This is a genomic window from Roseibium limicola, assembly GCF_017313085.1.
Lineage (GTDB): Bacteria > Pseudomonadota > Alphaproteobacteria > Rhizobiales > Stappiaceae > Roseibium > Roseibium limicola.
Genome location: NZ_JAFLNF010000002.1, coordinates 180,137 through 202,154 on the forward strand (window position 1 = coordinate 180,137; position 22,018 = coordinate 202,154).

The window sequence follows — 22,018 nt, forward strand, 5'->3', positions numbered from 1 at the left end:
ACAGTTGGGCGTTCCGATGAGCCTTGTGTTTAAAGCGAGCGGAGTTTGAACAAGGCGCGATGGGCGTAAATTCTGCCAAACATCAGGCTTTCGGCGTCCTGCCTGCTTTCCTGGCGTGCGTCGCGTTTGCGGATCTGTTCAAGCACCTTCCCAAGACGCTTGTACTGGCTTGCGGGCTGTGCCTTACAGCTCCGCTCAAGGTTGAGGCACTGGAAACCACAGCCCCCATCGGCTTTCTCTTCGTGCTTGATCCGGATCTGGAAGTCGGAACCTTGCAGAAGCCCGCCGCCGCCAGCGGCAGCATCAGCACCGGGCAATTGGCCTCCGGCACCATTCTGTTTGAAAAGGCCGCCGATCAACCGTTCGCGCCCGGATCTTTGGCCAAGATCATGGCTGCCGCCACCGTCTTCGATGCCATCAAACAGGGCGCGCTGCGCGAAAGCCAGATCTGCCGCGTCAGCGTTCATGCCTGGCGCACCGGCGGCGCTCCGGCAGGCCGAACCACGATGTTTGCCGAGGTCAAGTCGGAGATCCCGGTCGCCGATCTGCTGCGCGGCCTGGTGATCCACAACGCCAATGATGCCGCCATCGCTCTGGCCGAGTGCATCGACGGCTCGGAATCAGCGTTTGCCAAGCGCATGACCTCTGTGGCCCGCCGCATCGGCATGATGGACAGCGTTTTTGTCAATCCGACCGGCTTTGAGCCTGAAACCAGCCCAGGCGCCAACACCGAAGCGACAGATACACAGCAGCCCCCGGAAGCCTGGGCACATACCACTGCGCGCGACATGGCCCGGCTGGCGCTGTATCTGCTGCGCCATCACGCCCGCCAGTTTGGCATGTTCAGCGAAGAAAGCTTCACCTGGAACAACATCTATCAGCGCAACAAGAACCCACTTCTGGGCGATGTACGCGGGCTGGACGGGCTGGGAGCAGGACAGAGTGAAAAGGACGGCTACTCGGGCCTTGGCACCGTGTTGCGCGATGGCCTGAGGTTTGTCGCCGTAACTGCGGGAACACCAAGTGCCGCCGCACGCTCTGCCACCTTGAAAGGGCTGATTGACGACGCGCTGGAGGTGTTTGCCAACAAGCGCTTGTTCGAGGCCGGTGATCTGGTGGCCGAGGCCCGCGTTTTCGGCGGATTGGACGAAACTGTCGCCCTGGCGCCGACAAGGCCGGTTGAGGTGCTGTTGCCCCGTGCCGGTACGCTGGACTATCGCATCCGGGTTGTTTATTCCGGTCCCTTGAAGGCGCCGGTCAAGGCTGGCACGCCAGTCGGTGAATTGCGGGTGATTGGCGCCAACGGCATTGTTCATCGCCAACCGGTTGTCACCCAGAACGATGTGGCGCGCGGCGATCTGCAGGTGCGCGCGCTTTCGACGCTCAAGGAATACCTGTTCGGCTGGTTCTAGGCCGGAAATTGCCAACCGCAAGACACAAGTGCCGGAACGCATCGGCAGCTTTATCACGAGGGTCCCCGGTGTACGGACGGTTCATTACCTTTGAAGGCGGAGAGGGTGCCGGTAAATCCACCCAGATCAAACGGCTCAGCCGTCATCTGGAGGACAACGGCAAACCTGTCATCGTGACGCGAGAGCCTGGCGGCTCGCCCGGCGCCGAAAAAATCCGCGAGATCCTGTTGAGCGGACAGGCTCGTCAGCTTGGGCCGCGTGGCGAGGCCATGCTGTTCGCCGCCGCCCGTGCCGATCATGTCGACACCACCATCGAACCGGCACTGAAGCGGGGCCAATGGGTACTCTGCGATCGCTTTTCCGATTCCACCCGCGTCTATCAGGGCGAAGCCGGCGTTGATCCGGCTTATCTCGACCTGCTGGAAACCGCTGCCGTTGGCGGTATTCGACCAGACATTACAGTGCTGATCGACGTGCCGGCGAAAATAGGCCTGCAACGGGTCTCCAACCGGTCAGCTGCTGGAGCCGATGCCCCCGATCGTTTTGAGACCGACACGCTGGAGACCCATGAGCGTCGCCGGGCGTTGTTTCTCGATCTGGCGGAGAAGGAACCGGATCGGTTTGTCGTTGTCGACGGCGCTCAGGGTCAGGATGATGTGGCCAATGCCATCTGGTTGGCGGTTCTTGCAATTTTTGGCGATGAGCTGATGCCAACATCGGCCGTTGACGGTGAGGTTGCCTCCGATGGCGCGTAAACCGCTGGAAATCACAGAAACGCCTGAAGTTGACGCGCTGCCCGGCATGCCCTTGCCGCGTGAACAGACGCAGCTTTACGGCCACCGCGAGATCGAACAGCAGTTGCTGGCGGCCTATCGTTCGGAACGCCTGCACCATGCCTGGATCCTCGGCGGTCCAAAAGGCATTGGCAAGGCAACTTTGGCATTTCGTTTTGCGCGCTTCGTGATGGCCAATTCCGACAGGTTTTCACCCGAGGTGCGCGCCGCAACGAGCCTGCATCTGGATCCGACCCATACGGTCAGCCGGCAAATCGCCGGCGGTGCGCATCCCAACCTGCTGCATCTGCGCCGCCCGTGGAACGAGAAGACCAAGCGCTTCAAGACGGAATTGCCGGTCGATGAAGTCCGCCGCACCGTTGCTTTCTTTGGAACCACGGCCTCCGATAAGGCCTGGCGTATTTGCATCGTAGACGCGGCTGATGATATGAACATCTCTTCCGCCAATGCGCTGCTGAAGATCCTGGAAGAGCCGCCATCGCGCTGTCTTTTCCTCGTCCTGTCGCATGCACCGGGACGGCTGCTGCCGACCATCCGATCGCGGTGCCGCCGGATTGATATGCCCGTGCTGGCTCCTGAGGATATTCAGAGCGGCTTGAATGCTCTGGCGCCGGGCGATTTGCCTCAAAATCCCAAGGCCCTGCAAGATCTGTTGAAGTTTGCCGATGGCAGTCTGCGCTCCGCATTAGGTCTTCTGAGCGGCGATGGACTGACCATCAACACCGGATTCACGCAGCTGGCAGAAACCGCCCCGGACATTGACGTTGGCAAGCTGCATGCCCTGGCCGATCTGGTGGCTGCGCGCGGCAAGGATGACAACTGGCAGAACTTTCATCATGTCAGCCGACAGTGGATCCACGCACGCCTGCGTCAGGATGTCGGTCAGAGACCGGCGCGGCTTGCCAGCTGGGCGGACTTATGGGAAAAGACCAACCGCGCCACGGCGGATGCCGAGGCCCTCAATCTCGATCGAAAACAGGTGGTCCTAGACGTGTTTCGGAACCTCTCCAAGCTCATGCGAATGCCGTCTTGAAGTCCGAATGAAAGCCCGAGCGGCTTAACCAAACCGGCCGCTCGCTCCGTTGCCACTTCATCTGTTTTTCCAACTTTCAAGCCAGGTTTTCACTTGCTCAGGGCGTCATGACCGACCGAAACAGCTACTATATCACCACCGCTATTTCCTATCCTAACGGCGTTCCCCACATAGGGCATGCCTATGAGGCCATTGCGACCGACGTCATGGCGCGGTTTCAGCGTCTTGACGGCAAGGATGTCTACTTCCTGACCGGCACCGACGTTCACGGTCAGAAGATGCTGCAGACGGCTCAGAAGGAGGGCATTACCGCCCGCGAGCTGGCCGACCGCAACTCCGACCGCTTCGAAGCGATGGTCGAGGCCCTGGGCTGTACCAACAACGACTTCATCCGCACAAGCCAGGAACGCCACTACAAGGCGAGCCAGGAAATCTGGCGCCGGATGGCCGCCAATGGCGACATCTACAAGGACAGCTACTCTGGCTGGTACTCGGTGCGCGACGAAGCCTACTATCAGGCCGACGAAACCGAAGAGCGCGAAGACGGCGTCCGCTATGGCCCTCAAGGCACGCCGGTCGAGTGGGTGGAGGAAGAAAGCTACTTTTTCAAGCTGTCGGAATACACAGACAAGCTGCTGAAGCTCTATGAAGATCAGCCGGATTTCATCGGACCGAACGAGCGCCGCAACGAAGTCATGTCCTTCGTCAAGGGGGGGCTGCGGGACCTGTCGATCTCCCGCACCACCTTCGACTGGGGTGTGCCGGTTCCCGATGATGAAAAGCATGTGATGTACGTCTGGGTCGACGCCCTGACCAACTACATCACCGGTTTGGGATTTCCCGATGAGGACAATGAGCTCTGGCACAACTGGCCGGCTGACGCCCACATCATCGGCAAGGACATCATCCGTTTTCACGCCGTCTACTGGCCAGCCTTCCTGATGTCGGCCGGTCTGCCGCTGCCGAAGCGCGTCTTTGCACACGGCTTCTTGTTCAACAAGGGCGAGAAGATGTCCAAGTCGGTCGGCAACGTCATCGATCCGTTCAATCTGATCGAGACCTACGGCCTGGACCAGACCCGTTACTTCTTCCTGCGTGAAGTGCCCTTTGGCAAGGACGGCAACTACAGCCACGAGGCCATCGTCAACCGGATCAATGCGGATCTGGCCAATGACCTGGGCAACCTCGCCAGCCGGTCCCTGTCGATGATCGCCAAGAACTGCGACGGCAAGGCCCCGCAGCCGGGCGACCTGTCCGATGAAGACAGCGCAATGTTGACGCAGACCGATGCGCTGTTGGAAATCTGTCGCCCGGCCATGGGCAAGCAGGAAATCCACATTGCGCTGAATGCCATCTGGGCCGTTGTGGGCGAAGCCAACCGTTACTTTGCAGCGCAAGAACCTTGGGCTCTGAAGAAGACCGATCCGGAGCGTATGGGAACTGTGCTGTACGTGACGGCCGAGATTATCCGTCAGGTTGCCATTCTGGTTCAATGTGTCACGCCAAGCGCCGCCGAAAAGATGCTCGACAACCTGAGTCAGCCTGCAGATGCCCGTTCCTTTGACAAGCTGGGGTCGGCGCACCGTCTGACGCCGGGAACGGACATTCCCAAGCCGCAGCCAGCCTTTCCACGGTTTGTCGAGCCGGAAGAGACTGGCGCCTGAGCCATCGGCTCCCTAAATAGGGAGGTGTGCCCGGCACATCTCCCGTCTGACACGTCTCCCGTTGCAGATCGCTCTCCCGGTTTCCACAGCGACGGACGCACGCCCACACAGGACCCTTGAAGCTTCCATGATTGTCGATAGCCACTGCCACCTTGATTTTCCCGATTTCGACGGCGAACGGGAGGCTCTGCTCCAAAGAGCAGACGAGGCAGGCGTCAAGCTGATGGTGACGATCTGCACCCGGGTGCGCAAGTTCGACCAGATCCGCGCGCTCGCCGACGCGCATGAGCAGGTCTATTGCTCGGTCGGCACCCATCCCAACAATGCGGATGAAGAGCGCGGCATTCCCGCAGAAGAAATCATCGCCCTGACCGAGCACCCGAAAGTGGTGGCCATCGGCGAAGCCGGTCTCGACTATTTCTACGATCACGCCAAGCCGGAAGCCCAACAGGAAGGCCTGCGCACCCACATCGCAGTGGCGCGCCAGACGGGCCTGCCGCTGGTGATCCATTCCCGCGATGCCGACGACGATATGGCCGCAATCCTTGAAGAGGAAATGGGGAAGGGCACCTTCCCTGCGATTCTCCATTGCTTCTCGTCCGGTCGTGATCTGGCGCTCAAGGGCATTGAGCTTGGGTTGTATGTATCTTTCTCCGGTATTCTGACCTTCAAGCGCTCGGAAGAGCTGCGCGACATTGCTCGCGAACTGCCGGCCGACCGCCTGCTGGTGGAAACTGACGCTCCGTATCTGGCGCCGCAGCCACGTCGCGGCAAGCGCAACGAACCGGCCTATACCGCCATGACGGCACAGACCCTGGCAGACACCCGCGGTGTTTCGCTGGAAGAAATCTCCCGTCAGACCACCGAGAACTTCTTCCGCCTTTTCAAGAAGGTGCCTGTGCCCGCAGAATTTGCCCATGTTCGCACCTAAGGAAACCGCATGAGCGATGAGCTGAAGATCACGATCCTCGGATGCGGCTCTTCCGGCGGCGTTCCGCGTATTGGCAACGACTGGGGTGATTGCGACCCGACGAACCCGAAAAATCGGCGCCTGCGCTGCTCGATCCTGCTGGAACGCAGCGGGCAGGACGGCACCACCACCGTGTTGATCGACACCGGGCCGGATATGCGCCAACAGGTGCTTGAGGCTGGTGTCTCGCGTCTGGACGCGGTGATCTATACTCACGCCCATGCCGACCATCTGCACGGCATCGACGACCTGCGCCAATTCGCAATGCTGCAGCGGGACAAGATCCCGGTCTACATGGGCGGCTACACCTATGAGCGCGCGCAGCAGTCGTTCGGCTATTGTTTTCAAACCCCACAAGGGTCCAATTATCCGCCGATTTTGGCCCGCCAGCCGCTGGTGCCGGGAGAGGAAATCTCGATCACGGGGAAGGGCGGGACGATCGAGCTTTTACCGGTTGAAGTCATCCATGGCGAGATCGCGGCCTTTGGCTTCCGCTTCCACGATGTTGCATATCTGCCAGACGTCTCGGATATCCCGGATTCGGCTGTCTCTGCCTTTGCCGGCCTGAAACTGTGGATCCTCGACTGTTTGCGTCCGACGCCGCATCCGAGTCACTTTCATCTGGAAACGACGCTGGAGTGGATTTCACGCCTGCGTCCGGCCAACGCCATCCTGACGAACCTGCATAATGCGCTCGACTATGAAAAACTCGATCAGATGACTCCTGAGACCGTTCATCCGGCTTTTGACGGACTGCAACTGACCTTCAGCGTTCCTGAACAACACTGAGTCTCAGGCTTTTGCCCCATAGGCGGCGAGGAAAACGCGCACCGCCGATGTGACATTCTTGTCGACTTCCGCCTTGGTGATCTTCTGATCGATCAGGAACATCGACCTTTGGGTCAGGAAACTGCCGCAGAGGTCCGCGAACTGGTTGGCGGCCAGAAAAGCATCATCGCATTTCAGTTCACCGGCGGCACATTTCGCCTCGATGATCCGCGCCAGCCGCATGCGACCGGACACAGGGCCGGCTTCAAAGAGCAGGGCGCCGAACGCGGGAAACTTGTCGGTTGCGCCGAGCACCATGCGCAGGGTCGACAGCTTTTCCGGTCGCAGAAACATTTTCAGATACTTCTGACCAATCTTCTGAAGCAGCTCTTCGACCGGCTCCGGGTAGCTTTCCTCGGCAAGGCTGGCATCGGCCTGAATGACCCGTTCAGCCAGGATCAACGCCTTGAACAGCTCTTCCTTGTTGGCGAAATAGACATAGAGCGTTCCCTTGGAAACCCCGGCGGATTTGGCGATTTGTTCCATCGAGGCACCGTCAAATCCATTGGCCTGAAAAACCGCCCTTGCGCCCTCCATGATCTGACGACGCTTCGGCGCTTCGCTGTCATCCGGCTGCTCTATGGTTTTGTCCGTCATCGGGGGGCGTATCCAGTCTCTGTGCTCCGTTAACCTCGTGCCGGAAAAATCCGGAACAAAGCCGTTGCACTAATAAGTTTACCTGCGTATATATCCATTGACCGAACCGTTCAGTCAATACCCTGCACTCTTTGATTTGAACGAAGGCTTCCAATTTTGAAGCGGCCTGATGCTGGCACACCTGGTGAGGCGATGCGCATCGACCCAGCACGAAAGCGAATGATCAGTGTCTAACGAAAAAACTCAGCCGTCCAATGACGCAATTCCGGCCGAGGCTCCAAAGAAAAAAGGCAAGGGCAAGCTCATTCTGCTGGCTCTCGTCGTGATTGGCGGCACAGCCGGTGTCTATGAGGGACACGCCTGGTGGACCCATGGCCGTTTCATGGAAACAACCGACGATGCCTATGTCAGCGCCGACATCACCACCGTGCTTTCCAAGGTATCCGGCTATGTCACGGATGTAGCCGTCGAAGACAACCGCCTGGTCAAGGCCGGCGATGTTCTGATCCGCATAGAGGATGGCGACTACCGCCTCGCGGTACAGTCGGCCCAGGACAGTCTTGGCTCCGCTCAGGCGACCGTCGAACGGATGACCGATCAGATCAGGGCAGCTGAAGTTTCCATTTCGGAAGAAGAAGCGTCGCTGCGGGTCACAGAGGCCAGCCGCGAGGAAGCCAATCTGACCTTTGATCGTCAGACCCGCCTGACCAAGAGCAACGTTGCCAGCCAGGCCACACTCGACACCGCACGCACTGGATTGCAGGGCGCCGATGCGAATGTCGACAAGGCACGGGCGGCCGTTGAACTTGCAAAGGCAAATGTGGCTGTCCTGAAAGGCCAGCGCAAGGAATCCATTCAACTGGTTCAGGCTGCAAAAACCGCGCTTGAAAAGGCCGAGAGAGATCTTGAGTTCACCGTGGTGCGGGCTCCGGTCGACGGCGTTGTCGGCAACCGGGCCGCGCAGGTTGGTTCGTTCCTTCAGGCGGGCAGCCGTGTGGCGGCAATCGTGCCCATCGCCAATGCCCATGTGAATGCCAATTTCAAGGAAACCCAGCTCGACGAAGTTCTGCCGGGTGCCTCCGTGTCCATCACCATCGACGCCTATCCGGATATGACCTTCACCGGCCAGGTCTCCAGCATTTCGCCGGCAACCGGGTCGGTCTTTTCCTTGTTGCCATCGGAAAACGCCACCGGAAACTTCACCAAGGTTGTTCAGCGGATCCCGGTCAAGATCGCGGTTCAGAACCCGGATATGGCCCGCTATCCGCTCCGGCCGGGCATGTCCGTTGTTGTCGACGTCGACACCCGTACCGGCAAACTTGACGGCAATGGCCGGGAAGTGGCGCTGCAGAACTAACCGCGCCCGCCGTCCCGGACTTCCGGCCGAAACACATCACGAAAAGACAGACAAATGTCCTCCGCATCCGTTGCCGCAGTGCCGGCCGAGCCCGTCCTCGATGGCCGCAAGATTTTCACGTTCCTGTGCATGGTCTTCGGCATGTTCATGGCGATCCTCGATATTCAGATCGTTTCCGCGTCGTTGCCTGAGATCCAGGCGGGCCTGGGCGCATCACAGGACGATATCGCCTGGGTTCAGACGGCCTATCTGATTGCGGAAGTGATCATGATCCCGCTGTCGGGCTATCTGTCCCGGATGCTTTCTACGCGCTGGATGTTTGCACTTGCTGCCGGGGGCTTCACCCTGATGAGCCTGATGTGCGCCACCGCCACGACCATCGAGGAAATGATTGTTTGGCGCGCTCTGCAGGGGTTCATCGGCGGCGGCATGATCCCGACGGTCTTTGCCTCTGCCTACCTGATTTTCCCGCGCAGCAAGTTCTCGCTGGTTTCACCATTGATCGGCCTTGTGGCAACGCTTGCCCCGACCATTGGCCCGACGCTCGGCGGCTATCTGACCGAGCTGGGGTCGTGGCACTGGTTGTTTCTGATCAACGTCATTCCGGGCATCTTCGTGACGATTGCCGCAATCTCGCTGATTGATTTCGACGAGCCGGACTGGTCGCTGTTCGACCGCTTCGATTGGGTCGGCTTCATCGCCATGGCGGTGTTCCTCGGCAGCATGGAGTTCGTGCTGGAGGAGGGGGCTGGCGACGACTGGTTCCAGAGCGAGGAGATCCTGCTCTTCACCCTGGCGTGTGGCACAGCGGGGGTCATCTTCTTCTGGAGGGTCTTCACGGCAGAAGAACCGGTCGTCGACTTGTCGGCCTTCAAGAACAAGAACTTCGCCATGGGCAGCCTTTTCAGCTTCACCATGGGCATCGGTCTGTACGGCCTGACCTATCTCTATCCGGTCTATCTGAGTGCGGTGCGCGACTATTCCTCGCTGCAGATCGGTGAGACCATGTTTGTCACCGGTGCGGCCATGTTCCTGACGGCGCCTATCGCAGGACGGCTGATGTCTATCCTCGATCCACGCATCATGATGGGCATCGGCTTCGCAGGCTTTGCACTCGGTACATGGATGGTCACCGGCCTGACCCACGACTGGGACTTCTGGGAGCTGTTCGTGCCGCAGATCCTGCGTGGTGTGTCCCTGATGATCTGCATGGTTCCGATCAACAACATCGCTCTGGGCATGTTGCCACCGCACATGATCAAGAACGCATCCGGGTTGTTCAACCTGACCCGGAACCTTGGCGGTGCCGTCGGCCTTGCCGTCATCGGCACGGTTTTGACCAAGCGCGAGGACTTCCACTATGCCCGCCTGGGAGAAAGCCTCAATTGGGCCCGCTCCACGGTGATGGAAACCAAGGCCATGATGGATCACGCCTATTCATCGCTCGGTCAGGCCGCAGACACCGCCAGCCTCAAGGCTTTGTCCGGCATCGTCACGCGCGAGTCCTTCGTCATGGCCTTCGCCGACATCTTCATGATCCTGACGATGCTGTTCCTGACGCTGCTTGTGGCACTTTTCTTTGTCGAAAAGCCCAAGATGGTTGGCGGCGGTGGCGGCGGCCACTAGAAATCAGCCGTCTGCGGTCTTAGCCTGCACCTCATATGACCGAGAAGAAGCCGCGCGACAATCAGCCGAGAAAGCCCAGGATCCCGACCGAAGAGCGGTTGGTTCGTCAGGCGCTGCATTATCTCGACCGCTATGCATCCTCGACGCAGAACCTGCGCGGCGTGCTGGAGCGCAAGGTCATGCGCGCAGCGCATGCACATGAGCGTGATCCGGCAGAATTCGCCGAGATGATCGATGCCGTCGTGGCAAAATGTCAGCGCTCCGGCGTCGTTAATGATCTGACCTATGCCGAGATCAAATTGACCAGTCTGCGCCGCAAGGGCCAGTCAGAGCGCAAGATCGCCGCTTATCTGGGGGCACATGGCGTTGACCGGGACACCATCGGCAAAGTCCTGGAATCCGATGAAACCGACGAGATCGCAGCCGCACGCACCTATGCCCGTCGCCGCAGGCTCGGGCCGTTTCGCACCAGCGGCAACCGCGAGGAAAAACGCCAGCGCGATCTGGCAGCCCTGTGCCGCGCCGGGTACCCTTACGGATTGGCGCGGCAGGTCATTGATGAAGAGCTGGGCGACGTTGCCGATGACGACATGGGCGAGGCGGAGGATTAACTCTCCGCTGTTGCCACCTTGTCGTTACGAGTTCCGGCGTGATGGCAGCACAGCGCCTCAAACCAGCGATCCGGCATGCGGCCGATGATCACTGAAATCAGACCGGTCGCAAGGACGCCGAACAGAAGTCGGGCGAAGAACACCGTGTTGAAATCGGCCCCAATGGCCACCACCACCAGCGTGTCCTCAATAACCGAGTGGGTAAAGCCCATGAAGATACACGCCAGGAACACCTGACGCGGCTCGACAGCGCCTGAGCGCGCTTCGCGGATCAACAACCCACCGCCGAATGAGACGCCCAGAAACATGCCGATGGCGGTGATCGGCAGGGCTTGTTTTTTCAGTCCGGCAATGGCGAACAACGGCGCAATGACTGTGTTCATACGGTCCATCAGACCAGAACGCCGGAACAGATCCATGAAAATGTTCAGGCCGTAGAGAATGACGAACATGCTGATCAGCGTCTCGATCGTGCCACGCAGAAAGCCGCTCCAGCCGCCATCGCCAGCCATGGGCACCCAAGTCGGGTTCAGTGGCTCGGAGAGCCATCCGGTCGAGCGAAAGACCATATGCAGCAGGAAAGCAAACACCATGCCTCCGAGAAGCCGCAGCACGGTCGTGACGATCAACCCGGCACCGGCTTTCTGAATGATGCGCTGTTCGACTGGCAAGGCATGCCCGAAGAGAAACAGCGACGAGAGGATCGTGATGTCTGCCACAGTAAGCGTTTCGACCGGGACAAGGGCAAAGACCACGATCACCGCGCCCCAAATACCGACCAACAGGCTTGTCAGCCAGGCCAGGGCAAGAGCAGGCGGAAGGCCATAAAGCTCCATCAAGGGCGCAAAGGCCGGTGCAACAGCCCGAATGGCGCCGGTTTCCACCAGAACCTGAGTAACCACGGCAACCGGCACGATGATGCGCACCAATTCCCAATAAATTTCAATGGTTTCTCGTGTTTTTTCCGCAATATAACGACCGACGCTCGCCATCTGATCCTCCTTCGTGTGTACGACACAGATAGCCCGAAACGAATGGAATTAATGATCAAAGTTTGCAGGTTGATGCAATAATATTGCAAAGTAATCTCAGCTCATCGCCCTAGCATAACCGAGATCACCATGGACCGTATCGATCGCACGATTCTCAATCTGTTGCAGACGGATGCGTCGCGGACCAATGCCGATCTTGCGGGCGAACTCGGACTGGCGCCATCCAGCTGCATGCGCCGTATCCGACGCCTGAAAGCCTCTGGAATGATCGAGAGGATTGTCGCCATCCTCAACCCGGCAAAGGTCAATCGCGGCATCAAGGCCATGGTGATGGTTGAGCTGGAACGTCACGGTGAAACGTGGATGCGGCGGTTTCTCGAACCCTTGAAGGATGAGCCATCGGTCGTTCAGGCTTACAGCGTGTCAGGCTCAACCGATGTGGTCATGATGCTGCGGCTCAAGGACATCGAAGAATTCGACACGTTGTCGGACCGGCTGTTCCGCGATGATGCCAACGTCGCGCGCTACACGACCTTGTTCGTCATTCGCACGGCAAAGGAGACCACATTTGTTCCTGTGTGAGCCACCAGTCATGCAGCAGTGCTCAGCAGCTTCCGGCCAACCCAAGGCGGAATCTGATAGTCGGGGCAAAAAGTCCAGCAATCCCAGCTGCCTCTGGTCAAATCAATATATTCCATAATCTACATTATGCGAATTACGTTCTTCTAACCCACACAGACTATATCGGCATGCGCGAGTCCCTTTCAGGTGATCCTGGAGCAAGTCATCTGCTATGAGATGTCTCTATGACCTGGAACCTTCGCCAATGGGCACGCGCGATCAAACGGGACATCGTTGCTCTTTACGGTGCAAGCCGTGATCCGCGTGTGCCCTGGCATGCAAAAGCCATGGCACTCGTCGTGACGGGATATGCTCTGTCACCGATAGATCTGATCCCGGATTTCATCCCGGTGCTGGGATATCTGGACGATATCATTCTGCTGCCCCTGGGCATCTATCTGGTGGTGAAACTCATCCCGCCGAAACTCATGGCCGAACACCGAGCCCACGCCGACGCAGGCGCGCGACTGCCGAGCAATCGCAAAGCTGCTGTTGTTGTCGTAACCGTCTGGATCGTGTCTCTCGGCGCCACCCTCTGGGTCCTCCTGCCACTCTTCCTGCCTTGAGCATCTCGATGCGCATCACCGCGCTCAGGCGGGCTTGAGCATTTGGTATTTGGGAGCTTTGTGCTTGCGGGCTTGGGGCTTCACCCATTCGACCCTATGATATCCGGCACCAAGTCCGATCAGTCCAGATGGAGACCGCGCCCCGCCATGAATCAGAGCCTTGCCCATATCTCTCTGGTCGTTCGCGACTATGATGAAGCCATCCATTATTATGTCGACACGCTCGGGTTCGAATTGATCGACAACACCTATCAGCCCGAACAGGAAAAGCGCTGGGTCGTGGTGCGCCCCAAGGGTGACGGAAATTGCTCACTGGTTCTGGCAGAAGCCCGTGGCGACATCCAGTCGGACTTCATCGGCAATCAGGCCGGTGGCCGGGTATTCCTGTTTCTGCGCACTGATGATTTCTGGCGGGATTACAACCGCTACAAGGAAAACGGCGTCATTTTCGTCCGCGAACCGAAAACCGCCGACTACGGCACGGTCGCGGTTTTTCAGGATCTCTACGGCACACTTTGGGACCTGGTCGAGTTTTCTGCCGACCGTGCCTGAAAGTGCTTGAAGAGCCTGCGCGGCTTAAATGCCCGGGCGTCCAACGCCCGTCAGCAGCGCAACCATCGGCCGGTCAGCGTCAGCAGTTCCGCTCTCAACCAACCGCTTCAGCGTCACCACCGACATCACCGCGGAACGCTCCAGATCAAAGCCGAACTCCAGCATTTTCAAGCGCATGGCCTCGGCCTCATCGCCTGAAACGGTGGTGGCCCCTGCTCTGCTTTGCTGCGCGGTATTGACCGACTGCCAGGTCGTGGTCTCACCCCCAACCGCCGGCAGAAGGGCTGAATCTCCCGGACACATGTCACGGTAGTCCAGCTCGCCGGACAGAATGCGCTCCGTGCGCGCAAACGGATCGACCGGCAGGATCTGGGGCACAGCCTGAGCCTCCTCCGTAACCTCGCGAAACCCGAAGAAAATTCCGCTCAACACATCGCCTCGACAATGCGGAACGGCCACGGCAGACGGCAGTGTCGTGCCGAGCTGAGTATAAATCTCATGGGCAATCAGCTTGTAGCCCTCGATGCCGAAAGGACTGCTGCCGACGGCAGGAACGCAGTAGTTGGTCGCAGCATAGACCCCATCGTCCTGCGCCCGCTCAGCCATCCAGTCCCAACGTACCCGCGCCTCGGCAAAGGACAGGGTCGTCGCCCCCAGCCGCTGCAACTCGTCCCGGTAAACCGGCGCGATGCTGTCGGTGACGGCAATCTCGCAGGCCAAACCGGCGTTGCGGGCATAGGCGGCGAGCGAGATCCCGGCGTTGCCGGAAGACGCTGCAATCACCGTATGATCACCACGTTCCAACGCCCGCGCCACACTGAATGCGCTGCAGCGGTCCTTGTGAGAGCCGGTTGGATTGTCGAATTCGCACTTGAGATAGACATTGTCGCGCCCCACCAGATCCGGCGGACAGGCAAGCAGCCGTGTGTTCCCCTCGCCCAGCCGTGGCAGCTGAAGATACGGCAGACGAACGGCAGCCTTGTCTGCATAGACTGCAACCACATTGGAAGCTGCGCCGCGCTGCCAACAGGCCGGGCAGCCGCTCGGATAATCGTCGACCGGCAACAACGCCTCGCACTTGAGACATTGGAAGCCACTGAGGTCGGGATTGCGTGTCACAGCAGTTGCTGCAGTGGCTGGCGCTTGGACTGTCATGTGTCAGGACCGTGAGTTATTGGAGCAGAAGAGTTGGCAGCACTCAATCCCCGACGGGTCCTGAGCGCATTTTCTTGGTCGCGCCGCGTTTTTTCTTGGTATCCAGCCGCCGCTTTTTCGACCCAAGCGTCGGACGGGTTGGCCTGCGGGTTTTCGGCACCACCAAGGCCCGGCGCAGCAAGTCGAGAAGCCGCTCGACGGCATCCTGACGGTTGCGTTCCCGCGTTCGGAAGCGGTCGGCCTGGATCAGAATTTCACCACTTTGTGTCAATCGGGAACCGGCCAGTTTCGCCGCCCTCTCCTTCACCGGTGCCGACAGGGTCTGGCTACTGCTCAAATCAAACCAGAGCTGCACCGCTGTTGAGACCTTGTTGACATTCTGACCGCCCGGCCCCGAGGCGCGGATGAACTCTTCGCGCAGGTCCTTTTCCAGAATGATCGTGCGCCCCGAAACCGCAATGGCGCCATTGGGCACCTGATGGTCGGACTTCGGCTTGGGAGCTGAGGGGGGATTGGATGTACTCAAGAACCGGTCTCCCGAAAAGCGGCCACCGCCTGCGCTGGCGTTTCGAGCCCGAGCGAGGACAGAACCATGGACAGAGCCGAATTTTCAGCCTCCCGGCGGAAATCCTCATCGTTGAGATCCTTGCCGGTCATCGCCAGGATCTGCGTCTGAAAATCGGCATAATGCTGGGTGATGGCCCAGATCGACAGGATCAGGTGCAGCGGCTCCACAGGTTTGATTTTTCCGCTGGCAATCCACGTCTGGATCACCGAGATCTTGGCCTCGACCAACTGCTTCAGATCCACCTCCAGCACTCGCCGAATGCGTGGCGCACCACTCATAACTTCATTGGCAAAAAGTCTAGATGCGTCAGGACTTTGACGAGAAGTCCTCATCTTATGCAATATGTATCCGCTCAATTCTGTGGCGGGATCGCCATCTGGATCCAAAAGCCGCAAAGGCGCCAGCCAAACGTCAAGAATATGCTCAAGAGACTTCTCGTAAATTGCTGATTTTGAAGTAAAATAATACAGGAGATTGGATTTGGACATGCCCGCGGCGCCGGCAATCCGCTCCAGCGTCGTACCCGAATAGCCATGACGGGAAAACTCGGCCAGTGCCGCGTCGAGAAGACGCCCCCGGTTCATTTCCTGTATCCGGCTGAGGGGTTCATCCGGCGTGGTCACGGCGTTGCACTCCACGTGCCCCGCCTGGCTCTGTGCTGAAGCTCTGCGGCTTCGCGCTGTCTTGGTCATGCTTGCCTTTTAACGTACTGCCCGACCGGCGTCATCCTGCCTCAAGAGGCTTCGCCCATAGGCTCCGGTGCAATTCCAACTCCCTGCAGGATAATGGAGACCACAGTTTCTTTGGCAAGGTCGAACTGAGCATCGCTCAGCATATCCCCCTTGTTTAGCGTGTGGATCTGATGATTGAAGTCGGCATAATGCTGCGTCGTCGCCCAGATCATGTAGAGCAGCGTCCGGCCATCGATGGCCCGAATTCGCCCCTCGGAGATCCACCGGTTCAAGACCTCGATTCGACTGTTGGTCCAGTCTTCAAGCGTGGTTTCAAGATAGTCCTGGATCACTGGTGCCTGCTGCAGGATCTCATTCGCCCAGACCTTCGACCCGTTCGGAAAGCGACGCGAAATGTCCATCTTGGCGCGGATGTATCGGCTCAGGGCCTCACGCGGTTCATCGCAGTCATCAAAGGTGTCAGCCGCCTGCAGCCAGATGCGGAAAATCCGCTCGACCACCAGTCGATAAAGCGTCAACTTGGTGTCGAAATAATAATGCAGGTTGGCCTTAGGCAAGTCGGCGCGCGCCGCGATCTGCCCCATGGTGGCACCGCGAAACCCGAACTCCGCAAACACCTGCTCGGCCGCATCCAGAATTCTCTGCTCGGTTTCCCGCCGGGCAGTCGAGCGTGTTTTCGAATGAGGGTCGGACGTCAGGGTCAAGGAGCATTCTCGCATGATCAGAAATTCATCATGCCGATTGAATTATCATCTTGACCGTCTGGTCAAGGGTTTCTAACCTCGATTTGACCGTTTGGTCAGCTTTCGGTCGTCTTGTGGATCCAGCAAAACATGTTGTGGCCCGACTGGCAGAGGCTGCGCCGAACCAAATAAAATCAAAGGGTCAAAGAGCCCTGGCCAATGGAGCAACCGTTGGCCACTCCAGAGACACGAGCAAGCAAGGCAAAGGCAAAAGCCAGCCGCTTGCGGAACAGCACAAAGGCGGACCTCCGCCCTTTGGCGAACCAGGAAACCAGCAATCGGCCCGGCAGGAATGCCTTCGGCCGCAAGGAGGAAGCATGTCCGGCGCGGCATCGACCCATACAAACAATCTCGAAGCTTTCTGGATGCCTTACACGGCGAACCGGCAGTTCAAACAGAATCCGCGCATGTTCGTCGGCGCCAAGGACATGCATTACACCACGTCCGACGGCCGGCAGGTGCTTGACGCCACCGCAGGTCTGTGGTGCTGCAACGCTGGCCACAGCCGCCCGAAGATCGTTGAAGCGGTGCAGAACCAGGTCGCAGAGCTCGATTACGCCCCGGCGTTCCAGATGGGTCATCCGAAGGCCTTCGAGCTGGCGGCCCGCCTCGCTGCCATGGCGCCCTCACCTCTCGACCATGTGTTCTTCACCAACTCCGGCTCGGAGAGCGTCGACACGGCTCTGAAGATCGCGCTGGCCTATCAGCGCGCCATCGGCCAGGGCACCCGCACCCGTCTGATCGGTCGCGAACGCGGCTATCACGGCACCGGCTTCGGCGGCATTTCCGTCGGCGGTATTGTCGCCAACCGCCGCACCTTCGGCACCATGCTGACCGGCGTTGACCACATGCGCCACACCCATGATCCCGAGCGCAACGCTTTCACCCGCGGAATGCCGGAAAGCGGCGCGGAATACGCCGAAGACCTGATCCGCATCATTCAGCTGCACGACGCCTCCACCATCGCGGCCGTGATCGTGGAGCCGGTCGCCGGATCCACCGGCGTGCTGATCCCGCCGAAGGGCTACCTGGAGCGGCTGCGCAAGATCTGTGACGACAACGGCATTCTGCTGATCTTCGATGAGGTCATCACCGGCTTTGGCCGTCTCGGCTCGCCCTTCGCCACCGACTATTTCGGCGTGACGCCGGATCTGGTCACCACCGCCAAGGGACTGACGTCTGGCGTCATTCCGATGGGGGCCGTGCTCTGCGCTGCCAAGATCTACGACGCCTTCATGAATGGCCCCGATCACATGATCGAGCTGTTCCACGGCTACACATATTCAGCTCACCCGATTGCCTGTGCCGCCGCCCTTGCAACGCTCGATACCTACGACGAGGAAGGTCTGCTGACCCGGGCTGCCGATCTGGCGCAATACTGGGAAGATGGGCTGCACAGTCTGAAGGATTGCCCGAATGTCATCGACATCCGCAACCTCGGTCTGATTGGCGCCATCGAACTGTCCCCGATTGCCGGTGAGCCGACCAAGCGAGCCTTTGCCGCCTTCCTCAAGGCCTATGAAGACGGTCTGCTGATCCGCACCACCGGCGACATCATCGCGCTCTCCCCGCCCCTGATCATTTCCAAGGCGGAAATCGACGAGATCTTCGACAAGCTGCGCAAGGTGCTCACCAGCATCGATTGATCAACTGACATTGGCGGCGGACGCGACAACGCACCGCCGCCTCCTTCAGGTTCTCTGTAAGGAGCATACAGATATGGCACGAGCACAAGCCACGGCAACCCAGCTGATCGACGATGACCGCGTCCGCGTCACCCGGTTCGACTTCGCGCCTGGCGCCGAGACCGGCTGGCACCGCCACGGCATGGACTACATCATCACCACCCTCACCGACTGTCCGATGACCCTGGAAGAGCCCGGTGGCGACAGCCGCAACGTGCTGATTCCGGCAGGCACCGTCTATCGACGCGATGAAGGCGTGGAACACAATGTCATCAACGGCGGAGAGACCGTCATGTCCTTCGTCGAAACAGAACTGAAATAGGAGATTTCCAGTATGGCAGCCCCTGGCGAAAACCTTCGGATCAACGGTGACCGGCTGTGGGACAGCCTGATGGACATGGCCAAGATCGGGCCAGGCGTGGCCGGCGGCAACAACCGTCAGACCCTGACCGACGAAGATGCCGAAGGCCGCAAGCTGTTCCAGAAGTGGTGCGAAGATGCCGGCATGACCATGACCGTCGACACCATGGGCAACATGTTCATGCGCCGCGAAGGCACCGATCCGCAAGCCAAGCCGGTCTATATGGGCTCCCATCTGGATACCCAGCCCACCGGCGGAAAATACGACGGCGTCCTCGGGGTTCTTGGCGGTCTCGAAGTCATCCGCACGATGAATGACCTCGGCATCAAGACCAAACACCCGATCGTTGTGGCCAACTGGACCAACGAGGAAGGCACACGCTTTGCGCCCGCCATGCTGGCGTCCGGCGTCTTTGCCGGAATTCATACGCAGGACTGGGCCTACGCCAAGGAAGACGCCGAGGGCAAGAGCTTCGGTGACGAGCTGAAGCGCATCGGCTGGGTCGGCGACGAGGAAGTCGGCGCCCGCAAGGACAAGATCCACGCCATGTTCGAATTACACATCGAGCAAGGCCCGATCCTCGAAGCCGAAAACAAGGACATTGGCGTCGTCACCCACGGCCAGGGCCTGTGGTGGCTGCAGGTCACAGTCACCGGCCGCGACAGCCATACCGGCTCGACGCCGATGCCAATGCGCCGCAACGCCGGCCTCGGCATGGCCCGGATGACGGAACTGGTGCATCAGATCGCCATGAGCCACCAGCCGGCCGCCGTCGGTGCCATCGGCCACTGCGACGTCTATCCGAATTCGCGCAACGTCATCCCCGGCAAGGTGGTCTTCACCGTCGACTTCCGCTCGCCCAACCAGGACACCCTGGACGGCATGAAGGCGGAGTTTGAGGAAAAGGCACCGAAAATCGCCGAAGAACTTGGCCTCAGCGTCGACATCGAGGAAGCCGGCCACTTCGACCCGGTTACCTTCGACGAGACTTGCGTCACCGCCGTCCGAAATGCGGCCGAACGCCTGGGCTATTCGCATCAGAATATCATTTCCGGTGCCGGACACGATGCCTGCTGGATCAACAAGGTAGCTCCAACCGCCATGATCATGTGCCCCTGTGTCGACGGTCTGTCTCACAACGAGGCGGAAGAGATCTCCAAGGACTGGGCCAGCGCCGGAACCGACGTCCTGTTTCACGCTGTCGTCGAGACGGCGGAGATTGTTGAGTGATAGATTAATGCCGCGCTGTCCCGGCCTTGAGCCGGGACCTGCAAGGACGCGAGCAGAAGGGACCGTTGCCTGAGCTATTTCGTCTACATCCTCGCGAACAAACCACATGGAGCCATCTATGTTGGTAGCGCGCGGAACCTGCGAAATAGATTGAAACAGCATCAGGCCGGAATGCCAGGAAGTCACACAGCGAAGTACAACATCAAAACGCTGGTCTACTTCGAATGTCATGACGTGGCTCTGGATGCGATCCATCGGGAACACCGCCTTAAGCGCTGGAAGAGGGCGTGGAAAGATAGATTGATCGAGGAATTCAATCCGGCATGGGAGGACATGTCGCACTTCATTCCTTTTGACTGAAATGGTCCCGGCTCAACGCCGGGACAGCGCCGGGTTAGGTTATGTAAGGCCCAAAGGGGCCGAAGTTACAAACAAAGGGGAACAGCAATGGCAACGAAGGTGATCAAGGGCGGCACGGTCGTCACCGCGGATCTGACTTACAAGGCTGACGTCAAGATCGAGGGCGAGGTGATCGTCGAGATTGGACCGAACCTTTCCGGCGACGAAACCCTGGACGCGACCGGCTGTTACATCATGCCGGGCGGCATTGATCCGCACACCCACATGGAAATGCCCTTCATGGGCACCTTCTCCGCCGATGATTTCGACAGCGGTACACGGGCAGCGCTTGCCGGCGGCACCACCATGCTGGTCGACTTCTGCTTGCCCGCACCGAACCAGTCCCTGCTGGAAGCCTTCCAGGCCTGGGACAACAAGTCGACCATGGCGCACTGCGACTATTCCTTCCACATGGCGATCACCTGGTGGGGCGAGCAGGTCTTCAACGAGATGGAGACTGTGGTCAAGGAAAAGGGCATCAACACGTTCAAGCACTTCATGGCCTACAAGGGTGCGCTGATGGTGCAGGACGACGAGATGTATGCGTCCTTCAAGCGCTGCGCCGCCCTTGGCGCCATGCCGCTGGTCCATGCCGAAAACGGTGACGTGGTCGCCGACCTCTCCGCCCAGCTTCTGGCTGAAGGCAACAACGGGCCGGAAGCCCATGCCTATTCCCGCCCGCCCCAGGTGGAAGGCGAAGCCACCAACCGCGCCATCATGATTGCAGACATGGCCGGCGTTCCGCTCTACGTGGTGCACACATCCTGCGAAGAATCCCACGAAGCCATCCGCCGCGCCCGCCAGCAGGGCAAGCGCGTCTATGGCGAACCGCTGATCCAGCATCTGACTCTGGATGAAAGCGAATATTTCAACAAGGACTGGGATCACGCCGCCCGCCGTGTCATGTCGCCTCCGTTCCGCAACAAGCAGCACCAGGACAGCCTTTGGGCCGGTCTGGCGAGCGGCTCCCTGCAGGTGGTCGCGACCGACCACTGCGCTTTCACCACGGATCAGAAGCGTTATGGGGTTGGCGACTTTACCAAGATCCCGAATGGCACCGGCGGATTGGAAGATCGCCTGCCGATGCTGTGGACTTACGGCGTCTCCACCGGTCGCCTGACGATGAACGAATTCGTCGCCGTCACCTCGACAAACATCGCCAAGATTCTGAATGTCTACCCGAAGAAGGGCGCCGTGCTCGTCGGGGCGGACGCGGATCTGGTGGTCTGGGATCCGGAAAAGTCCAAGACAATCTCCGCCAGCACCCAGCAGTCGGCCATCGACTACAACGTGTTTGAAGGCAAGACCGTCAAGGGCCTGCCGCGCTACACCCTGACCCGCGGCAAGGTCGCCGTCGAAGACGGCACGATGAAGTCCGAACAGGGCCACGGCAAGTTCGTCAAACGCGAACCTTACCCGGCCGTCAACAAGGCGCTGTCCACCTGGAAGGAGCTCACATCTCCACGCAAGGTGGAACGCACCGGCATCCCGGCAACGGGCGTCTAATGCCGTATTCCCCTCCCCATTGTGGGGAGGGGTTAGGGGTGGAGGGGCAGATTTTT

23 protein-coding genes are annotated in these 22,018 nt (G+C 59.4%); 17 read left to right on the forward strand and 6 right to left on the reverse strand.

Annotation, left to right across the window (positions count from 1 at the left end; all coding sequences use genetic code 11):
• The first annotated feature begins 59 nt into the window (after positions 1–59).
• The 6 genes from J0X15_RS04355 (at position 60) to J0X15_RS04380 (ending at position 6,662) form a co-directional block, all read left to right on the forward strand.
• Complete coding sequence (locus J0X15_RS04355) at positions 60–1,412, forward strand: D-alanyl-D-alanine carboxypeptidase family protein (protein ID WP_206938509.1); 1,353 nt, start codon at positions 60–62, stop codon at positions 1,410–1,412.
• A 68-nt stretch (positions 1,413–1,480) separates the two neighbouring features.
• Positions 1,481–2,167 (forward strand): dTMP kinase, encoded by a 687-nt coding sequence (tmk, locus tag J0X15_RS04360; RefSeq protein WP_206938510.1) that lies wholly within the window; start codon positions 1,481–1,483, stop codon positions 2,165–2,167.
• Complete coding sequence (locus J0X15_RS04365; protein ID WP_206938511.1) at positions 2,157–3,239, forward strand: DNA polymerase III subunit delta'; 1,083 nt, start codon at positions 2,157–2,159, stop codon at positions 3,237–3,239. Before tmk ends, J0X15_RS04365 begins: the two co-directional genes overlap by 11 nt.
• 107 nt (positions 3,240–3,346) lie before the next feature.
• Positions 3,347–4,903, forward strand: coding sequence for a methionine--tRNA ligase (gene metG, locus J0X15_RS04370; RefSeq protein WP_206938512.1), 1,557 nt, complete (start codon positions 3,347–3,349; stop codon positions 4,901–4,903).
• Between the two features lie 127 nt (positions 4,904–5,030).
• A complete protein-coding gene (locus tag J0X15_RS04375) occupies positions 5,031–5,834 on the forward strand; it encodes a TatD family hydrolase (RefSeq protein WP_206938514.1) in 804 nt (267 codons plus the stop codon).
• A gap of 9 nt (positions 5,835–5,843) precedes the next feature.
• Positions 5,844–6,662, forward strand: coding sequence for an MBL fold metallo-hydrolase (locus J0X15_RS04380; RefSeq protein ID WP_206938515.1), 819 nt, complete (start codon positions 5,844–5,846; stop codon positions 6,660–6,662).
• Between the two features lie 3 nt (positions 6,663–6,665).
• Here J0X15_RS04380 and J0X15_RS04385 read toward each other — a convergent pair whose 3' ends face one another.
• Complete coding sequence (locus J0X15_RS04385; RefSeq protein WP_206938517.1) at positions 6,666–7,298, reverse strand: TetR/AcrR family transcriptional regulator; 633 nt, start codon at positions 7,296–7,298, stop codon at positions 6,666–6,668.
• 226 nt (positions 7,299–7,524) lie between these two features.
• Between J0X15_RS04385 and J0X15_RS04390 the strand changes: the two genes are divergently transcribed.
• The 3 genes from J0X15_RS04390 to J0X15_RS04400 are packed head-to-tail and all read left to right on the forward strand — an operon-like array spanning position 7,525 to position 10,892.
• Positions 7,525–8,655, forward strand: coding sequence for an HlyD family efflux transporter periplasmic adaptor subunit (locus J0X15_RS04390; protein WP_209015077.1), 1,131 nt, complete (start codon positions 7,525–7,527; stop codon positions 8,653–8,655).
• Positions 8,656–8,709: 54 nt separating this feature from the next.
• Positions 8,710–10,281, forward strand: a complete 1,572-nt coding sequence (locus J0X15_RS04395; protein WP_206938519.1) for a DHA2 family efflux MFS transporter permease subunit — start codon at positions 8,710–8,712, stop codon at positions 10,279–10,281.
• Positions 10,282–10,316: 35 nt separating this feature from the next.
• Positions 10,317–10,892: a regulatory protein RecX gene (locus tag J0X15_RS04400; protein WP_206938521.1), complete on the forward strand. Its 576-nt coding sequence runs from the start codon at positions 10,317–10,319 to the stop codon at positions 10,890–10,892.
• Here the strand turns inward: J0X15_RS04400 and J0X15_RS04405 are convergent.
• A complete protein-coding gene (locus J0X15_RS04405) occupies positions 10,889–11,884 on the reverse strand; it encodes a hypothetical protein (RefSeq protein ID WP_206938523.1) in 996 nt (331 codons plus the stop codon). The genes J0X15_RS04400 and J0X15_RS04405 overlap by 4 nt on opposite strands.
• Positions 11,885–12,013: 129 nt before the next feature.
• Here J0X15_RS04405 and J0X15_RS04410 point away from each other — a divergent pair, with 129 nt between their 5' ends.
• The 3 genes from J0X15_RS04410 to J0X15_RS04420 all read left to right on the forward strand — a co-directional run bounded on the left by J0X15_RS04410 (position 12,014) and on the right by J0X15_RS04420 (position 13,623).
• Positions 12,014–12,466, forward strand: a complete 453-nt coding sequence (locus J0X15_RS04410) for an Lrp/AsnC family transcriptional regulator (protein WP_206938525.1) — start codon at positions 12,014–12,016, stop codon at positions 12,464–12,466.
• A 224-nt stretch (positions 12,467–12,690) separates the two neighbouring features.
• Positions 12,691–13,071 (forward strand): YkvA family protein, encoded by a 381-nt coding sequence (locus tag J0X15_RS04415; protein WP_206938527.1) that lies wholly within the window; start codon positions 12,691–12,693, stop codon positions 13,069–13,071.
• Between the two features lie 147 nt (positions 13,072–13,218).
• Entirely contained in the window at positions 13,219–13,623 is a 405-nt protein-coding gene (locus tag J0X15_RS04420; protein ID WP_206938529.1) for a VOC family protein, read from the forward strand.
• Positions 13,624–13,647: 24 nt separating this feature from the next.
• On the opposite strand, the gene J0X15_RS04425 is transcribed toward J0X15_RS04420, so the two are convergent.
• Genes J0X15_RS04425 through J0X15_RS04440 form a run of 4 tightly spaced genes read right to left on the reverse strand, consistent with a single transcriptional unit; the run spans position 13,648 to position 16,742 of the window.
• Complete coding sequence (locus tag J0X15_RS04425) at positions 13,648–14,778, reverse strand: threonine synthase (RefSeq protein ID WP_206938531.1); 1,131 nt, start codon at positions 14,776–14,778, stop codon at positions 13,648–13,650.
• Positions 14,779–14,821: 43 nt separating this feature from the next.
• A complete protein-coding gene (gene arfB / locus J0X15_RS04430; RefSeq protein ID WP_206939243.1) occupies positions 14,822–15,253 on the reverse strand; it encodes an alternative ribosome rescue aminoacyl-tRNA hydrolase ArfB in 432 nt (143 codons plus the stop codon).
• A gap of 47 nt (positions 15,254–15,300) precedes the next feature.
• Complete coding sequence (locus J0X15_RS04435) at positions 15,301–16,038, reverse strand: TetR family transcriptional regulator C-terminal domain-containing protein (RefSeq protein WP_206938533.1); 738 nt, start codon at positions 16,036–16,038, stop codon at positions 15,301–15,303.
• A gap of 41 nt (positions 16,039–16,079) precedes the next feature.
• Positions 16,080–16,742 carry a TetR/AcrR family transcriptional regulator gene (locus tag J0X15_RS04440; protein WP_231710292.1) on the reverse strand — a complete coding sequence of 221 codons (663 nt, stop codon included), beginning with the start codon at positions 16,740–16,742 and terminating at the stop codon, positions 16,080–16,082.
• 356 nt (positions 16,743–17,098) lie between these two features.
• Between J0X15_RS04440 and J0X15_RS04445 the strand changes: the two genes are divergently transcribed.
• The 5 genes from J0X15_RS04445 (at position 17,099) to hydA (ending at position 21,962) form a co-directional block, all read left to right on the forward strand.
• Complete coding sequence (locus tag J0X15_RS04445; RefSeq protein ID WP_206938537.1) at positions 17,099–18,427, forward strand: aspartate aminotransferase family protein; 1,329 nt, start codon at positions 17,099–17,101, stop codon at positions 18,425–18,427.
• Between the two features lie 73 nt (positions 18,428–18,500).
• A complete protein-coding gene (locus J0X15_RS04450; protein ID WP_206938539.1) occupies positions 18,501–18,788 on the forward strand; it encodes a cupin domain-containing protein in 288 nt (95 codons plus the stop codon).
• 12 nt (positions 18,789–18,800) lie between these two features.
• Complete coding sequence (locus J0X15_RS04455; RefSeq protein ID WP_206938541.1) at positions 18,801–20,057, forward strand: Zn-dependent hydrolase; 1,257 nt, start codon at positions 18,801–18,803, stop codon at positions 20,055–20,057.
• Positions 20,058–20,144: 87 nt separating this feature from the next.
• On the forward strand, positions 20,145–20,417 hold the full coding sequence (locus tag J0X15_RS20405) for a GIY-YIG nuclease family protein (RefSeq protein WP_408015330.1): 273 nt from the start codon (positions 20,145–20,147) through the stop codon (positions 20,415–20,417).
• 87 nt (positions 20,418–20,504) lie between these two features.
• Positions 20,505–21,962 carry a dihydropyrimidinase gene (gene hydA, locus J0X15_RS04465; protein ID WP_206938543.1) on the forward strand — a complete coding sequence of 486 codons (1,458 nt, stop codon included), beginning with the start codon at positions 20,505–20,507 and terminating at the stop codon, positions 21,960–21,962.
• The last annotated feature ends 56 nt before the right edge of the window (positions 21,963–22,018 follow it).

Coding starts and splice junctions, on each gene's coding strand:
- hydA (WP_206938543.1), top strand. CDS start 20,505: ATGGCAACGAAGGTGATCAAGGGCGGCACGGTCGTCACCGCGGATCTG.
- J0X15_RS04355 (WP_206938509.1), top strand. CDS start 60: ATGGGCGTAAATTCTGCCAAACATCAGGCTTTCGGCGTCCTGCCTGCT.
- metG (WP_206938512.1), top strand. CDS start 3,347: ATGACCGACCGAAACAGCTACTATATCACCACCGCTATTTCCTATCCT.
- J0X15_RS04435 (WP_206938533.1), bottom strand. CDS start 16,038: ATGACCAAGACAGCGCGAAGCCGCAGAGCTTCAGCACAGAGCCAGGCG.
- J0X15_RS04395 (WP_206938519.1), top strand. CDS start 8,710: ATGTCCTCCGCATCCGTTGCCGCAGTGCCGGCCGAGCCCGTCCTCGAT.
- J0X15_RS04365 (WP_206938511.1), top strand. CDS start 2,157: ATGGCGCGTAAACCGCTGGAAATCACAGAAACGCCTGAAGTTGACGCG.
- J0X15_RS04410 (WP_206938525.1), top strand. CDS start 12,014: ATGGACCGTATCGATCGCACGATTCTCAATCTGTTGCAGACGGATGCG.
- J0X15_RS04420 (WP_206938529.1), top strand. CDS start 13,219: ATGAATCAGAGCCTTGCCCATATCTCTCTGGTCGTTCGCGACTATGAT.
- J0X15_RS04415 (WP_206938527.1), top strand. CDS start 12,691: ATGACCTGGAACCTTCGCCAATGGGCACGCGCGATCAAACGGGACATC.
- J0X15_RS04385 (WP_206938517.1), bottom strand. CDS start 7,298: ATGACGGACAAAACCATAGAGCAGCCGGATGACAGCGAAGCGCCGAAG.
- J0X15_RS04375 (WP_206938514.1), top strand. CDS start 5,031: ATGATTGTCGATAGCCACTGCCACCTTGATTTTCCCGATTTCGACGGC.
- J0X15_RS04425 (WP_206938531.1), bottom strand. CDS start 14,778: ATGACAGTCCAAGCGCCAGCCACTGCAGCAACTGCTGTGACACGCAAT.
- J0X15_RS04445 (WP_206938537.1), top strand. CDS start 17,099: ATGTCCGGCGCGGCATCGACCCATACAAACAATCTCGAAGCTTTCTGG.
- J0X15_RS04405 (WP_206938523.1), bottom strand. CDS start 11,884: ATGGCGAGCGTCGGTCGTTATATTGCGGAAAAAACACGAGAAACCATT.
- J0X15_RS04400 (WP_206938521.1), top strand. CDS start 10,317: ATGACCGAGAAGAAGCCGCGCGACAATCAGCCGAGAAAGCCCAGGATC.
- J0X15_RS04450 (WP_206938539.1), top strand. CDS start 18,501: ATGGCACGAGCACAAGCCACGGCAACCCAGCTGATCGACGATGACCGC.
- J0X15_RS04380 (WP_206938515.1), top strand. CDS start 5,844: ATGAGCGATGAGCTGAAGATCACGATCCTCGGATGCGGCTCTTCCGGC.
- J0X15_RS04455 (WP_206938541.1), top strand. CDS start 18,801: ATGGCAGCCCCTGGCGAAAACCTTCGGATCAACGGTGACCGGCTGTGG.